The following is a 13,370-nucleotide window of genomic DNA, read 5'->3' as shown; positions in this document are numbered from 1 at the left end:
GTATCTGCGGCGGCCCTTCTTTTCTGCCACAATCGTGGCTATGGAACGCGAACCGGATTGGGCAGAAGTCGACGGCTATCTCGTTTCCACGCTGGTAGGTGAAGATCCGGTTCTCGACGCGGCACTCGCCGCCAATGCCGAGGCCGGTCTCCCGCCCATCGACGTGGCGCCGAACCAGGGCAAGCTCCTCAATCTTCTGGCGCGAATGTGCTTGGCGCGCAATGTTCTCGAGATCGGAACGCTGGGCGGGTACAGCACGATCTGGCTCGCTCGCGCGGTCGGCCCCTCGGGCCAGGTCATCACGCTGGAATTCGATCCCACCCATGCGGATGTCGCTCGGGCGAATATCGAGCGCGCCGGCTTGGCTGACCGTGTCGACATCCGCGTCGGGGCCGCGCTCGACAGCCTCCCGTCGATCGCGAAGGAAGAGTTGGGTCCTTTCGACTTGGTCTTCATCGACGCCGACAAGGAGAACAACACCGAGTACGTGCGGTGGGCGTTGGCCCTTTCGCATCCCGGAACCGTCATCATCGTGGACAACGTGGTGCGTGGGGGACATGTGTCCAACCCGGATATCGACGACGAGCGCGTCAAAGCGAGTCGAGCGGTGTTGGAGATGATCGCGGCCGAGCCGAAACTCGACGGCACCGCCATTCAAACCGTGGGTTCGAAGGGATGGGACGGGTTTGCCGTTGCAGTAGTGAACGAGTGAGCGCAGACTCGAAGCGGTGAGGATGCTGGGGGCAGCAAAGGCGGCATGGCGATGGGTGCGCAGTGCTCCCGGTACATACGTCTGGTTGCTTGCCCTGCTGTTCACCACACTGTTCCTGCGGCATCTGCCTGACAATGTCGAGGAGCGTTTTCTCGGCAAGCGCTCGACCAATCTGCATCACCTGGCCGAAGACCCGCTACGAGTCCTGTTCTCGAGTGCCTTCTGGCTCGAAGGTGGCGGGTGGTTGGGATACCTGGTTCTGTTCACCATCTTTCATGCCACGGCTGAGCGTTGGCTCGGGACGTGGCGGTGGCTGTGTGTTGTCGTCATCGCCCATGTCGGAGCCACGTACATCAGCGAAGGTGTTCTGTACGAAGGTATTCGGCACGGCTACGTGGCGGAGTCGGCGGTCAACACTCTCGACGTGGGCGTGAGCTACGGTCTGGCCGGCATCATGGGGATTCTGTTGTACCGCATCGTCGATCCGTGGCGGTACGTCTATCTCGCGGGCTTGTTGCTCTTCTACGGTGTACCTCTGATTTTCGCCACCAATTTCACCGCAATCGGCCACATGTCTGCGTTGTTGCTCGGGTTGGCGTGCTACCCGATCACCCGTGCTCGGGCCGGCACGTGGAATCCTATGGACCTGTGGCATTCGCGAAGAATCGCAGGTCTTCCATGAATCGCACCGCGGAAAGTTACCCGCTGGTAGTTTAGCGTCATCGACGAAAGGTAATGACGTGTCTGGCACCGATGGATTGCTCTTCAACCCCCATACTTACGACCCCGCTCAGTTCGATCCTGAGACCCGCCGTTTGCTGCGAGCCACGATCGAATGGTTCGAGAACCGCGGCAAGAAGCAACTGCTTCAGGACGACCTCGACGCAGTGTGGGTTTCCGACTTTCTCGAGTTCGTCGGCAAGGAGAAGTTGTTCGCCACGTTCCAGACTCCGGCGGCGTTCGCCGACGGTGACGAGAACCGTCGTTGGGACGGTGCCCGCAACGCAGCTCTGAGTGAGATCTTCGGTTTCTACGGGCTGGCGTACTGGTACGCGTGGCAGGTCACGATCCTCGGACTCGGACCGATCTGGATGAGTGACAACGACGCAGCGAAGAAGCGTGCAGCACAGGAACTCGCCGATGGTGGAGTCATGGCGTTCGGACTGTCCGAGCGCGACCACGGCGCCGACGTGTACTCCACCGACATGCTTCTCACTCCCGCCGACGGTGATGTCGCCTTCCGTGCGAGCGGCGAGAAGTACTACATCGGGAACGGCAACGTAGCCGGGATGGTGTCGGTGTTCGGGCGTCGTACCGACGTCGAGGGTCCCGAAGGCTACGTGTTCTTCGTCGCCGACAGCGCACATCCGAATTATCAACTCGTGGACAACGTCCTGCGCGGCCAGATGTACGTCAGCAATTTCCGCCTCGACGACTACCCGGTCCGTGAGGAAGACATTCTGCACGCCGGCGTCGCCGCATTCGAGGCCGCGCTCAACACGGTCAACGTCGGAAAGTTCAACCTCTGCACCGGCTCCATCGGGATCACCGAACATGCGTTCTTCGAGGCAATCACTCACGCGCAGAATCGAATTCTCTACGGCAATCCGGTCACGGACTTCGCCCACGTTCGCGCCGCATTCGTCGACGCGTACTCACGTCTCATCGCGATGAAACAGTTCAGTGCCCGGGCGGTCGACTACTTCCGCAGCGCCAGCCTCGAAGACCGTCGCTATCTGCTGTTCAACCCCATGACCAAGGCCAAGGTCACCTCGGAAGGTGAGAAGGTCGTCGGCTTGCTCCACGACGTGATCGCAGCCAAGGGCTACGAGAAGTCCACGTACTTCCGTGAGGCAGCGCAGATGATCGGCACGCTGCCCAAACTCGAGGGCACCGTCCACGTCAACGTCGGCCTGATCCTCAAGTTCTTGCCGAACTATCTGTTCAATTCGGCGCAGTTCCCGGAGATCGTTACTCGTGACGACGCCGCCGATGACGAGTTCTTCTGGAATCAGGGGCCTACCCGCGGCGCTGCGAAGATTCAGTTCCACGAGTGGAAGCCCGTCTACGAGAAGCACTCGTCGATTCCGAACGTCGCTCGTTTCTACGAGCAGGCTATCGCGCTCACCGAATTGCTCACTGCGGCAGCGCCGGACGCGCAGCAGCAAAAGGATCTCGACTTCATGCTCAACGTGGGGCACCTGTTCTCCCTCGTTGTCTACGGCCATCTGATTCTCGAGCAGGCCGAGATCGGCGGGCTCGACGCCGACGTCGTCGATCAGATCTTCGACTTCCAGATCCGCGACTTCTCGGGATACGCGATCGCACTGCACGGAAAGCCGTCGTCGACGCCGGAGCAGCAGAAGTGGGCCTTGGCCGCGGTGCGGAAGCCTGTCGTCGACAGTGAACGCTTCGACCGGGTGTGGCAGCAGGTCAAGGCGTACGACGGTGCATACGAGATGCGCGCATGACGGCCCCGGTGACGCGCGAGCAGTTGATGGCCGTCGTGGAGGGATCCCCGAAAGCCGTCGGCGCGCATGACCGCTCGACCTGGGTTGCCCTGTTTGCCGAAGAGGGCCAGATCAACGACCCGGTAGGTTCACGTCCGCACAACGGTCAGGCGGCGATCGAGAGTTTCTACGACACGTTCATCGCCCCCAACTCGATCACCTTCCATGTCGAGCGAGACATCGTGTGCGGCCGCACGGTGTGGCGTGATTTGAGCCTCGCTACCGAGATGTCGACTGGAGTCGTCCTCGACGTGCCGATGCATTTGCGCTACGACTTGGTGGGGGAGCCGGATTCGTTGCGGATCGGAACCCTCTATGCGCATTGGGAATTGGCGACGATGCTGAGCCAGCTCGCTACCGCCGGCGTTGCCGGGGTGAAGGCGGCCGCGAAACTGACTCCGCAGTTGCTCTCGAACCAGGGGATCGGGGGAGCGCTCGGATTCTCGCGCGGCATCTTCGGCGTCGGAGACACAGGCAAGAAGGCAGCTTCGCGGTTCCTCGAGGCGGCCGCTGTCGGTCGAACGCCGCCGGTGCCCGTCGAGCTTCCGGCGGGCACGCCGTTGTCCAATGCTGATGTCAACGCTCTGCTCACCGGCGTGACGAAGAGCAAGATGCTGGTTGCCGGTCGCACTGTGACGGCGAGCGTAGTCGTGTGCGGAGAACCGGCCATCGCACTGTTCGGCTTCGAGGCGAGCGGTCATCGCCTCAATCGGGTGCGCTTCTTCACCGAAAGCTGATACCGAGAACACTCGAATGCAGGACAGGCTCGGCGCGCCACTCCGGCGCGCCGAGTCTTCGCTTTTCGGTGAAGTGTCAGATCGCCCCGAGATCCGCAGACAGCCAGTGCTGCGGATTCATGTAGATCGCTACCTGCTCACCCAACTGCGATCGCGCGAATTCGAGATACCCGTCGACCTTGTCCGGGGTCAAATAACGCCGCGAGACTTCGACCAGCATCTCGTCGGTGCCCGGAACGATCTTGTCGACGGATCCGCTGACGCTGACGTAACGGATTGTCGGATCGAGCCTTTCGGCCATCAACGAGAAATGTCCGGCCGACTCGATGAGTCGTGCCTTTCGTGAATCCTTGCCCGTGAGGATCCATGGTTTGCCACCGGGCGAGTACAGGTACCAGATCGGGACGGTCAAGGGACCGCGTTCGGCGCCGTCCGCTACGGACAGCGCCCCGATGTGGGGTTCGGCCAGAAACTGTTCACGCTCATTTTCGGAGAGTGCCATTCCTCGAGATTACCGCGACGTTTGACACGGCGTTGTGACTCCGTACACAATCGATGTGCTAATTATGAACATGCGTTCGCAATGCGAACATTTTCGATCTGAACTACTGGATCCGAACCGGTCGCGAACGCCCCCAAGCAGTGAATGTCGAGGATCCGATGACCGCACCGCATACGCAGTCGAGTTCAATTACCGGTTCGCGTGGGGCGCGTGCCGCAATGTGGGTGGCGCCTTTGTGTTGGATCGCTGTGCTTCTGGACGGATTCGACCTGGTCGTACTCGGCGCTGTCATTCCTTCGCTTCTCGACTACGACGCGTGGGGATTGAGTACCGGCACGATCACGATGATCTCGACCTTCGGGCTCATCGGCATGACCATCGGCGCCCTCGTCATCGGCACTCTCACCGACGTCATCGGTCGACGCCGCGCGCTGCTGTACGCCGTTGCCGCATTCTCGATTCTGACTCTGTTGTGCGCAGTTGCGCCCAATCCGTTCATCTTCGGACTGCTGCGCTTCCTCGCCGGTGTGGGACTGGGTGGCGCCCTGCCGACGGCATTGGCTCTGGTCAACGAATTCTCGAAGAAGCAAGGCGGGGGATCTGCGTCGACCATGCTGATGACCGGCTATCACGTGGGCGCCGTTGCCACCGCCGCGCTGGCGCTCGTCGTGATCGAGCCTTTCGGTTGGCGAGCGATGTTCGTTGTCGGCGCACTTCCTGCCGTCGTCCTCATTCCACTCATGTTGCGGTATCTGCCGGAATCCCCGTCATACCTTCTCGCTCACGGAAAGCGTGCCGAGGCCGAGGAAATCGCTGCCCGCTACGGCGTCGAACTCGAGGCTGCGCCTACGTCCGAAGCTGGGCGCGCCGAAGCTGCCAATCCCGTTCGCGCACTGTTCTCTTCGAAGTTCCTGCGTAACAGCATCGCCATCTGGATCACCAGTTTCATGGGCTTGCTGCTCGTCTACGGATTGAACACGTGGCTTCCGACAATCATGCGCGAGGCCGGATACAACCTCGGAGCGTCGTTGACGTTCCTTCTGATCCTCAATGCCGGAGCCGTCGTCGGACTGTTGATCGCCGGGGGTGTGGCGAACAAGATCGGCCCGCGTACCGCAGCCATCGTGTGGTTTGCCGGAGCGGCGTTGTTCCTGGCGCTACTGAGCGTGAAGGTGTCGTTCGGGATCTACGTGATGGTCTTCCTCGCCGGATGTTTCGTGTTCAGTGCGCAGGTATTGGTCTACGCCTTCACCAGCGCCAATCATCCACCTCGGATTCGCGCGACAGCGCTCGGATGGTCGGCAGGCGTCGGCCGGGTCGGTGCCATCTGTGGCCCGATTCTGGGTGGAGTTCTCCTGGGTGCGGGGTACGCCGTGCCGTGGGGCTTCTACGCTTTCGCAATCGTCGGACTGCTCGGTGCAGTGTCGATCTCCTGCACGCGGGTGCGCATCTGAAAATGTCAGTTTCGTAGCTTGGCGCGCTACTGCTATCGTTGAACATGAGTATGAAGAGTAGCGCTATCGTTGCGTCACAGGCACCGCTACCGGTGGCATCGTCACGATCCGGTTTGTTGTGGGGATTGCTCGGAGTGCTGGCGTTCTCGTTCACCGTTCCGCTCACGCGGGTCGCCGTCGAGGATCTCGACCCACTGTTCGTCGGTGCGGGCCGCGCCGTCGTCGCCGGAGCCCTTGCGATTGTGATGCTGTCGGTTACTCGCGCGACGCTTCCGACACTTCGGCAATGGTTGCGCATCGCACTCGTGACCGTTGGTGCAGTACTGGGGTTTTCACTGTTCACCACGTTTGCATTGCAGACCTCGCCGGCGAGTCACGCGGCAGTCGTGATTGGGTTGCTTCCCGCGGCGACTGCGGTATTTGCCGTCGTTCGAGGAAAAGAGCGTCCCAGTAAGGGATTCTGGTGGGCGAGCGCCGCCGGTGCGGTGTCCGTCGTCGGATTCGTGGCCGTCGCCAACGGCGGACTCGGCTCGTTCCATCTCGCTGATCTTCTTCTGTTCGCCGCGGTTGTCTGTGCAGCGCTGGCATATTCGGAAGGTGCGTTGCTGGCCCGCGAGATCGGGTCGTGGCAGACGATTGCCTGGGCATTGATTCTCGGACTGCCGGTCACGATTGCGTTGACGGTTGCGTCCATGGCACAGGCTCCGGTCTCTGCCGATATCAACTCGTGGCTTTCGTTTGCGTACCTGGGATGCGTGAGTATGTTTCTCGGATTCTTTCCCTGGTACCGAGGTCTGGCGATCGGCCCCATTTCCACAGTGAGCCAAACACAGTTGGTTCAACCGGTGCTCAGCATTGCCTGGTCGGCGCTCATACTCGGTGAGGCGTTGTCACCCTCGATCGTGGCCGGCGGCGTCGTCGTCATCGGGTGTGCCTGGCTTGCCCTGAAGGCCCGAGTGGCAGCGCCGCGTGCTGTGCCGGCACGCGACGCGTCTACTGCCACCGATGATTCAGAAAAGCGGGCCGCCACCGAAGGCACTGCGGTGTGACGCAGGTTGTTTCCCGTTGGCGTCGGTGATTCCGTACTCGACGGCTGTCTCCGCCGTGATCAGTGTGTGACCGCTTCGCGCGTTCACTTCCGGATCGTTGGCCAATGCAGTGATGACTTGGCCGACGAACTCCGGGGTTTCGGCCTCGGCCAGTGAGAAGCCTTCGAAGCTCTCGATCCCACTCGCCTCCATCCGCTCGTTGCGGATCAACCCGAGCCAGAAGGAAAGTGCGGTGACGCCGGTTCCCTTCAATTCGACAGCCATGTCCGCGGCCATCTTGTCCAGGCCTGCCTTCGACATCCCGTACAGCACAGAGTGCAGGTACCCGCGGGTCCCGAACGACGAGATGTTGCCGATCACTCCACTGCCTCGGGGAACCATCAACTTCGCCGCTTCCACCGAAGCAACGTAGTGAGCGCGCAGGCCGATCCCGATCAGCGAATCCCAATCGTCGATCGGCCTCTTCCAGAACGGATCGGCGAAGCCTGCATAGCCCGCCGGATTGGCCCAGACGTTGTTGACCAGAAGATCGAGGCGGCCGGACTGTTCCTCGGCGATACGTGCAAACAGGTCGACGATCTGTTGATCGTCGGCGTGATCGCACTGCACGGCAATGCCGTGACCACCGCGTTCGGTGATCTCCGCTGCGGTGCGATCGAGGGGGCTGTCGGCGCCGACGGTTCCTCTCGCCGTCACGTACACCGTCCAGCCGTCGCTTCCCAGGGCGAGGGCAATGCCCTTGCCGACGCTCCGGCTGGCTCCGGTTACGAGCGCAACTTTTCCGTTCGTCGTCATCGCAGCCCACCCAACGAACCCTCGGCGATATCAGCGTCCGGGGACAGGGGGGTCGTAATCGACCACGTCTCCGTGAAATGGCATTGACTCATTTTCCACACACCGTCCTCGATCACGTATTTGTCGTCGTATTCGCCGGTCATCAACTTCTCGGTGCGCCCGACAGTGTCGATCTGGCGGAACTGCAGGGTCCATCGCCCCACCGCCGACGTCTCCGAGGTCAGTGCGATGTCGGGATGCAATCCGTGATGCATGTCGAGGACCGCGTACCGGCCGTCGATCTTCCGAAGAGCGATCTTCTCGAAGATGTCCGCCATCGGCCCGGCGTCGTCGAACGAGCCGAGGCGGCCGTAGTCGATCGATGCTCCTGAACGGATGAAGCTGCTGCGGAACCGAACCGGATCCTTGGCGTCACAGGCTCGCCAGTAGCCATGTTTGAGCTTCTTGATTTCCTCGATCTGTTCGAGCGCGTCGAGGCGTTGTGCGAGATCCACCGTCGGTCCTTTTCGTCTGGGTTTCCCGGAGACATGTCGGATCGACTGTAGGGTGTCCTCAGTCACATGTGTGTAGTTTTTCCCAGTGACCGGTCAGGAAACGGTGTCGGTTTCGCTCGAGGATTCGTCGCCGGTGAGAGTGATTGCAGTCGAGTCGCTGAAGACGCTGCCCCACAGTTCGCCGAGGGCCGGATCTTCTTCGGCGTGCTCGGGTGCCATCATCGCGAGCAGATTGTTGATCAGCATGCCGTTCGCGATGAACAAGCGCGCTTGCTCGGGCGTGCAACCGGTCCGCTCACGCAGCAAGGTGTAGATGCCGGACATGGCGTTCCGGGACACCGCGGCGACGTCGTCGGTGCTGGTTGCGAAGCCGTGCAACATGACAAGCAGTAGATCCCGGTCGAGAACCAGCTCGCCGTAGGCGGATCCGAGTTCGGCCCAGAACTGCGGATTGCTCGGATCGATTGTGACGGTGTCCAATTTGTCGTTGAAGGTGCGGACGATTTCGTCGAGCGCGCGCGTGAACACCGCGTGGAACAAATCGGCCTTGGTTCCGAACATGCGCACGACGTACGGCTGCGAGACGCCGGCTTCCTTGGCCACGGCGTCCGTGCTGGTGCCGGAATATCCGCCCTTTGCGAACGCTCGCGTTGCCGCGGCAAGGACCAGTGCGCGACGTTCCGGTGCGCTCATCCTGCGGGTACGTGGTTCAGCTGCACCGATCGACATGTTGACACGTTATCACCGGATAGCTTAGTTTCGACTTAAGTAATCATTCAATGCCTTAAGGCACCTTCATTCGAGGAATCGCGATGACCGTTTTGACGAAGTCCGGATCGGACGCCGCATCCGGGTCGGAAAGCAGTGGAGGACGTAAGGTTCCGATCGCGATCGCGATGGTTGCTGCCTCTCTGCCCATGTTCATGGCCACCCTCGACAACCTCGTCATGACGAGCGCGCTGCCGGTGATCGAGAAGGAACTGAACGCGTCCGTCGGGCAACTCCAGTGGTTCATGAATGCGTACACGCTCTGCTTTGCGACGCTGATGCTTTCGGCGACGACGCTCGGCGATCGGTGGGGTCGCCGCCGTATGTTCGTGTTCGGAATCGGGCTGTTCACGGCGGCATCGATCGCTTCGGCGCTGTCCACAACCCCGGGCTTGCTGATTGCGGCCCGAGCCTTCCAGGGCGCCGGTGCTGCCGCGATCATGCCCCTCTCGCTGACCCTCCTCGTCGCAGCGGTACCGGAAGCCAAGCGCGCCATGGCAATCGGCGTGTGGGGTGGTGTCTCCGGCCTGGGAATCGCGATGGGTCCCGTGGTCGGTGGAGCGGTAGTCGACGGGTTCTCGTGGCAGGGGATCTTCTGGATCAACGTGCCGGTGGCGATCGTTGCTGTTCCTCTTGCGTTGTATGCGTTGCGTGAATCGACCGGTCGCACACAACCTCTCGACCTTCCCGGTGTCGCACTCGCCGGGCTGGGTGTGTTTCTGGCGGTGTGGGGAATCGTTCACGGCAACGACGACGGCTGGGGATCGTTCGGAGTGGTTGCGTCGTTGGTCGGTTCCGCAGTCGCCTTGGCGCTCTTCGTTCTTCGCGAGATGAAGACGTCACATCCGGTGATGCCCCTACGTCTGTTCCGCTCACGCAGTTTCTCGATGGCGAACGTCATCGGCTTGACCTTCTCGATCGGAATCTTCGGAGCGGTGTTCCTGCTGTCTCAGTACCTCCAGATCGTGATGGGCTACAGCCCGTTCCAAGCAGGCCTGCGGACGCTTCCGTGGACGGCGGCACCGATGATCTTCGCGCCTCTCGCCGGTTTTCTGGCGCCGAAGGTCGGGCTCCGTTCACTTCTGCTGACCGGTCTGCTGCTCCAGGCCGGAGCATTGTTCTGGTTGGCCGCGTTGATCGGTCCCGACGTGACGTACGGTTCGCTGGTTCCGGCTCTACTGATGGCGGGTATCGGCATGGGCCTGACCTTCGCGCCGAGTTCCACCGCTGTCCTCGTCGATATGGACGAGCCTGATCACGGAACGGCCAGTTCGACCAACTCGACGCTTCGCGAGATCGGTGTCGCACTGGGAATCGCGGTTCTCACAGCGGTCTTCCTTGCCGCCGGTGGTGCGCTCACCCCGCTTGGCTACGGCGACGCCCTGACACCCGCGCTGCGCGTCGGCGGTTGCTTCGTGCTGGTGGCCGTGGTCGCGGCGTGGTTCGTGCCCTCGCATCGAAAGGCCTGAGCTACTGCTGTGCGCCTTTATCAACCCCCGGCGGTTAATAAAGGCGCACAGCAGTTATGAAGTCGGGTCCCCCGGGAAGGCTGAGGTGGCCGGAGCCGTTCCCAGCGCGGACCGCCATCCGGCGCCGCGGATTGCCGCATCGGTGAGGCCGTCGATTCCGAACGTGCGGAGTTGGTCGGTATCGACCTGTTCGACGAATGCCCGGTAGGTCACGGCGGTGTCGGATTCGATCTGCGCTGCCAGTTGTGCCGCGGTAACGGCGTCCGTCACCGGGAACGGAATCTCGTAGGCTGCCGCGGCTGTCGGTGGGGTCTCGCCCGCGTCGGTCGACAGGGCAACCAGCGCATCACGTCGCGCGCGGTGCGCGGCCGTATGTGTGGCAACTTCGTTGACACGGGCAGGATTCGAAAACGCGGCAACCACTCCGTAAGCGAAGATCGCGGCATTCTCTGATTCGATCGCGGTCAGCAAGGCGGAACTCTCGGATCGACGGGTGTGCGAAGTGATCACGGAAGCAACACCGCAACCTGAGTCGAGCACGACGCGCTGATCGAACCGAGCAGGCCCGCGCGATAGCCGGACATCGTTCGAGCGAGATCCGCGGCACTGCGCGCCGAATCAGCCAGCGAGGTACTCAAGGATTCGACGCCGGTAGGAGCGTTTGCGACCGAGGTCGAGGGGGGTGCTGTGGTCGTAGCGGCGGCGCCGCCCGCTGCTCGTGCAATCTCGGCGTCGAGTTCGAGTGCATGCGCTGTGCGTTCGGCGCTGATCGTGGTCAGTGATGCCGACTTGTCCGGTGCGAGTGCGATCGCGGCGGTTGCGGCGGCAGCGTCGGCGCGAGCTCGCTCGGCCTGGGCCGTCAGCTGGTCGACTTCTGCAGCCGCCTCCGCTGTGCCGTCGTCGGTGCAGGCGGACAACGAGAAGGCTGCAGCGCCCAACGCTGCTGCGGTTCCCGTCATCTTGAGCGCACTCCGCCGAGAGAGTGGGGTAGTAGTCATGGGCGTCAGCACCAGTCCATCGTGCCAGGTGGTCGGCCGATCGTTCGAATCCGCGCGTCGTGTTCAAGTGTGACGTGCGTCGGGCACTCTGGTCACGGAGACGCGCAATGAGCGGTACTCTTGGATGCTTGCAGCATGTGGCACCTGGTGTCTTTTCATGCTCGCAGCCGCCCACGCCGACAGTCGACACAAGTCGGACAATCGACGACAACTGAAATGAGGAGTTCGCGAGATGCCGGTGCCATCCAGGGAGAGGGTGATCGAGCTGATCTCCGAACTCGTGCACGCCCAGGGTTACGACGTCGAGGACGTTGTCGTGACCAGTGCGGGCAAGCACAGCGCGGTGCGCATCATGGTCGACAGCGATGCCGGGATCGAACTCGATGCCGCCGCAGAGATCAGCAGACTCGTTTCGGAACTTTTCGACAGCCTCGAGGAAATCGGTGAAACGCCGTACACCCTCGAGGTGACCTCTCCGGGAATCGATCGCCCGCTGACGCTCGAGCGTCACTGGCGTCGGGCCCGCGGACGTAAAGCGCGTATCGATCTGGCCGGCGAGACCGTGGTGGGCCGTGTCGGAACGTTGAACGACGATTCCGTGGCGGTTGTCATCGGTGGCCGCGGCGGGCTGACCGTGCGCGAGATTGCTCTGGACGACGTTCAGAAGGCCGTAGTTCAGGTGGAGTTCTCGAAGCCCAGTGAGGCGGAGTTGGAACTCGCGGGCGGCATCCCGGAGGGGCGTGCAGTTCCCTCGGATGCGGTTGACCTCACCGATGACTCGGGCGTGGACAGTGTCGAAGACGACGAAGCAGAATTAGAAGACGTAGAAAACGAAGAAGGGTTCGACAAGTGAATATCGACATTGCAGCGTTGCGAGCGATCGAAGCCGAAAAGGGCGTTTCGATCGAAACTGTGATTGCCACGATCCAGACCGCGCTGCTGACGGCGTACCGCCACACCGAGGGGCACAAGCAGAACGCTCGGATCGATGTCAACATCAAGACCGGTTCGGTGCGAGTAATGGCGCACGACACCGATGCCGACGGCAACATGATCGGTGAGGAGTGGGACGACACTCCCGAAGGATTCGGACGCATTGCGGCTACCACCGCACGCCAGGTCATTCTGCAGCGTTTGCGCGACGCCGAGCACGAGCGCAGTTTCGGTGAGTTCTCCACCCATGAGGGTGAAATCGTCGGCGGTGTCATTCAGCGTGACACGCGTGCAAACTCTCGCGGGATGGTCGTTGTGCGCATCGGCAGCGAATCCAATGGCGCAGAAGGATTGTTGCCGCCTGCAGAACAGGTTCCCGGCGAGAATTACGAGCACGGTGAGCGCATCAAGTGCTACGTCGTCGGAGTTGCTCGCGGCGCCCGTGGCCCGCAGATCACCCTCTCGCGGACTCACCCGAACCTGGTTCGCAAATTGTTCGCACTCGAGGTTCCGGAGATCGCGGACGGCAGTGTCGAGATCATCAACGTCGCGCGCGAAGCGGGACATCGTTCCAAGATCGCCGTTGCCTCACGCGTGCAGGGGCTCAACGCAAAGGGTGCATGCATCGGCCCGATGGGTCAGCGCGTCCGCAACGTCATGAGTGAACTCGCGGGGGAGAAGATCGACATCATCGACTTCGACGAAGATCCCGCGACGTTTGTGGGCAACGCACTTTCCCCGTCGAAAGTGGTCTCCGTCACTGTCGTCGATCCCGAAGCTCGTGCAGCCCGTGTCATCGTGCCCGATTTCCAGCTTTCGTTGGCCATCGGAAAAGAGGGTCAAAATGCCCGTCTGGCTGCGCGGTTGACGGGTTGGCGTATCGACATTCGTAGCGATGCGGCACCCGTTGGTGACGCGTCCGACCGGCCCGCCACGTCCAACGGATAAC

Annotated in this window: 15 protein-coding genes; 9 read left to right on the top strand and 6 right to left on the bottom strand. The window is 61.9% G+C overall.

Annotation, left to right across the window (positions count from 1 at the left end; genetic code table 11):
- Window positions 1-40 precede the first annotated feature (40 nt).
- The 4 genes from I7X09_RS01500 to I7X09_RS01485 are packed head-to-tail and all read left to right on the top strand — an operon-like array spanning window position 41 to window position 3,959.
- On the top strand, window positions 41-712 hold the full coding sequence (locus I7X09_RS01500; protein WP_095970668.1) for an O-methyltransferase: 672 nt from the start codon (window positions 41-43) through the stop codon (window positions 710-712).
- 22 nt (window positions 713-734) lie between these two features.
- On the top strand, window positions 735-1,394 hold the full coding sequence (locus I7X09_RS01495) for a rhomboid-like protein (protein ID WP_200317613.1): 660 nt from the start codon (window positions 735-737) through the stop codon (window positions 1,392-1,394).
- Between the two features lie 58 nt (window positions 1,395-1,452).
- Window positions 1,453-3,183, top strand: coding sequence for an acyl-CoA dehydrogenase family protein (locus tag I7X09_RS01490; protein WP_200315221.1), 1,731 nt, complete (start codon window positions 1,453-1,455; stop codon window positions 3,181-3,183).
- On the top strand, window positions 3,180-3,959 hold the full coding sequence (locus I7X09_RS01485; protein ID WP_200315219.1) for a nuclear transport factor 2 family protein: 780 nt from the start codon (window positions 3,180-3,182) through the stop codon (window positions 3,957-3,959). The genes I7X09_RS01490 and I7X09_RS01485 overlap by 4 nt, the downstream gene beginning before the upstream one ends.
- Before the next feature lie 76 nt (window positions 3,960-4,035).
- Here the strand turns inward: I7X09_RS01485 and I7X09_RS01480 are convergent, their stop codons facing one another.
- A complete protein-coding gene (locus I7X09_RS01480) occupies window positions 4,036-4,461 on the bottom strand; it encodes a pyridoxamine 5'-phosphate oxidase family protein (RefSeq protein ID WP_095970664.1) in 426 nt (141 codons plus the stop codon).
- Between the two features lie 158 nt (window positions 4,462-4,619).
- Here I7X09_RS01480 and I7X09_RS01475 point away from each other — a divergent pair, with 158 nt between their 5' ends.
- Together I7X09_RS01475 and I7X09_RS01470 are read left to right on the top strand one after the other, a co-directional pair.
- Window positions 4,620-5,915 carry an MFS transporter gene (locus I7X09_RS01475; protein ID WP_234036768.1) on the top strand — a complete coding sequence of 432 codons (1,296 nt, stop codon included), beginning with the start codon at window positions 4,620-4,622 and terminating at the stop codon, window positions 5,913-5,915.
- 50 nt (window positions 5,916-5,965) lie between these two features.
- Window positions 5,966-6,964, top strand: a complete 999-nt coding sequence (locus tag I7X09_RS01470; protein WP_200317609.1) for a DMT family transporter — start codon at window positions 5,966-5,968, stop codon at window positions 6,962-6,964.
- On the opposite strand, the gene I7X09_RS01465 is transcribed toward I7X09_RS01470, so the two are convergent.
- From I7X09_RS01465 to I7X09_RS01455, 3 genes are all read right to left on the bottom strand, one after another.
- Complete coding sequence (locus I7X09_RS01465) at window positions 6,926-7,759, bottom strand: SDR family NAD(P)-dependent oxidoreductase (RefSeq protein ID WP_200315217.1); 834 nt, start codon at window positions 7,757-7,759, stop codon at window positions 6,926-6,928. The two genes, I7X09_RS01470 and I7X09_RS01465, sit on opposite strands and share 39 nt — an antisense overlap.
- Window positions 7,756-8,253, bottom strand: coding sequence for a nuclear transport factor 2 family protein (locus I7X09_RS01460; protein ID WP_200315215.1), 498 nt, complete (start codon window positions 8,251-8,253; stop codon window positions 7,756-7,758). Before I7X09_RS01460 ends, I7X09_RS01465 begins: the two co-directional genes overlap by 4 nt.
- A gap of 93 nt (window positions 8,254-8,346) precedes the next feature.
- Window positions 8,347-8,982, bottom strand: coding sequence for a TetR/AcrR family transcriptional regulator (locus I7X09_RS01455; RefSeq protein ID WP_021333000.1), 636 nt, complete (start codon window positions 8,980-8,982; stop codon window positions 8,347-8,349).
- Window positions 8,983-9,065: 83 nt separating this feature from the next.
- On the opposite strand from I7X09_RS01455, the gene I7X09_RS01450 reads away from it, so the two are divergent.
- Window positions 9,066-10,490, top strand: a complete 1,425-nt coding sequence (locus I7X09_RS01450) for an MFS transporter (protein WP_124566249.1) — start codon at window positions 9,066-9,068, stop codon at window positions 10,488-10,490.
- A 54-nt stretch (window positions 10,491-10,544) separates the two neighbouring features.
- Here I7X09_RS01450 and I7X09_RS01445 read toward each other — a convergent pair whose 3' ends face one another.
- On the bottom strand, window positions 10,545-11,000 hold the full coding sequence (locus I7X09_RS01445) for a ferritin-like domain-containing protein (protein ID WP_124566248.1): 456 nt from the start codon (window positions 10,998-11,000) through the stop codon (window positions 10,545-10,547).
- Window positions 10,997-11,449: a hypothetical protein gene (locus I7X09_RS01440; protein WP_200317608.1), complete on the bottom strand. Its 453-nt coding sequence runs from the start codon at window positions 11,447-11,449 to the stop codon at window positions 10,997-10,999. The genes I7X09_RS01445 and I7X09_RS01440 overlap by 4 nt, the downstream gene beginning before the upstream one ends.
- Before the next feature lie 271 nt (window positions 11,450-11,720).
- Here I7X09_RS01440 and rimP point away from each other — a divergent pair, with 271 nt between their 5' ends.
- Together rimP and nusA are read left to right on the top strand one after the other, a co-directional pair.
- Window positions 11,721-12,341: a ribosome maturation factor RimP gene (gene rimP / locus I7X09_RS01435; protein ID WP_200315213.1), complete on the top strand. Its 621-nt coding sequence runs from the start codon at window positions 11,721-11,723 to the stop codon at window positions 12,339-12,341.
- Window positions 12,338-13,369 carry a transcription termination factor NusA gene (gene nusA, locus I7X09_RS01430; RefSeq protein WP_003942738.1) on the top strand — a complete coding sequence of 344 codons (1,032 nt, stop codon included), beginning with the start codon at window positions 12,338-12,340 and terminating at the stop codon, window positions 13,367-13,369. The genes rimP and nusA overlap by 4 nt, the downstream gene beginning before the upstream one ends.
- Window position 13,370 lies beyond the last annotated feature (1 nt).

Origin of the sequence: Rhodococcus sp. P-2, from assembly GCF_016598535.1 — a bacterium.
Classification (GTDB): Bacteria; Actinomycetota; Actinomycetes; order Mycobacteriales; family Mycobacteriaceae; genus Rhodococcus_F; species Rhodococcus_F baikonurensis.
The sequence above is the reverse complement of the archived record's forward strand: the minus strand, read 5'-3'. Positions and strand labels throughout refer to the sequence as shown.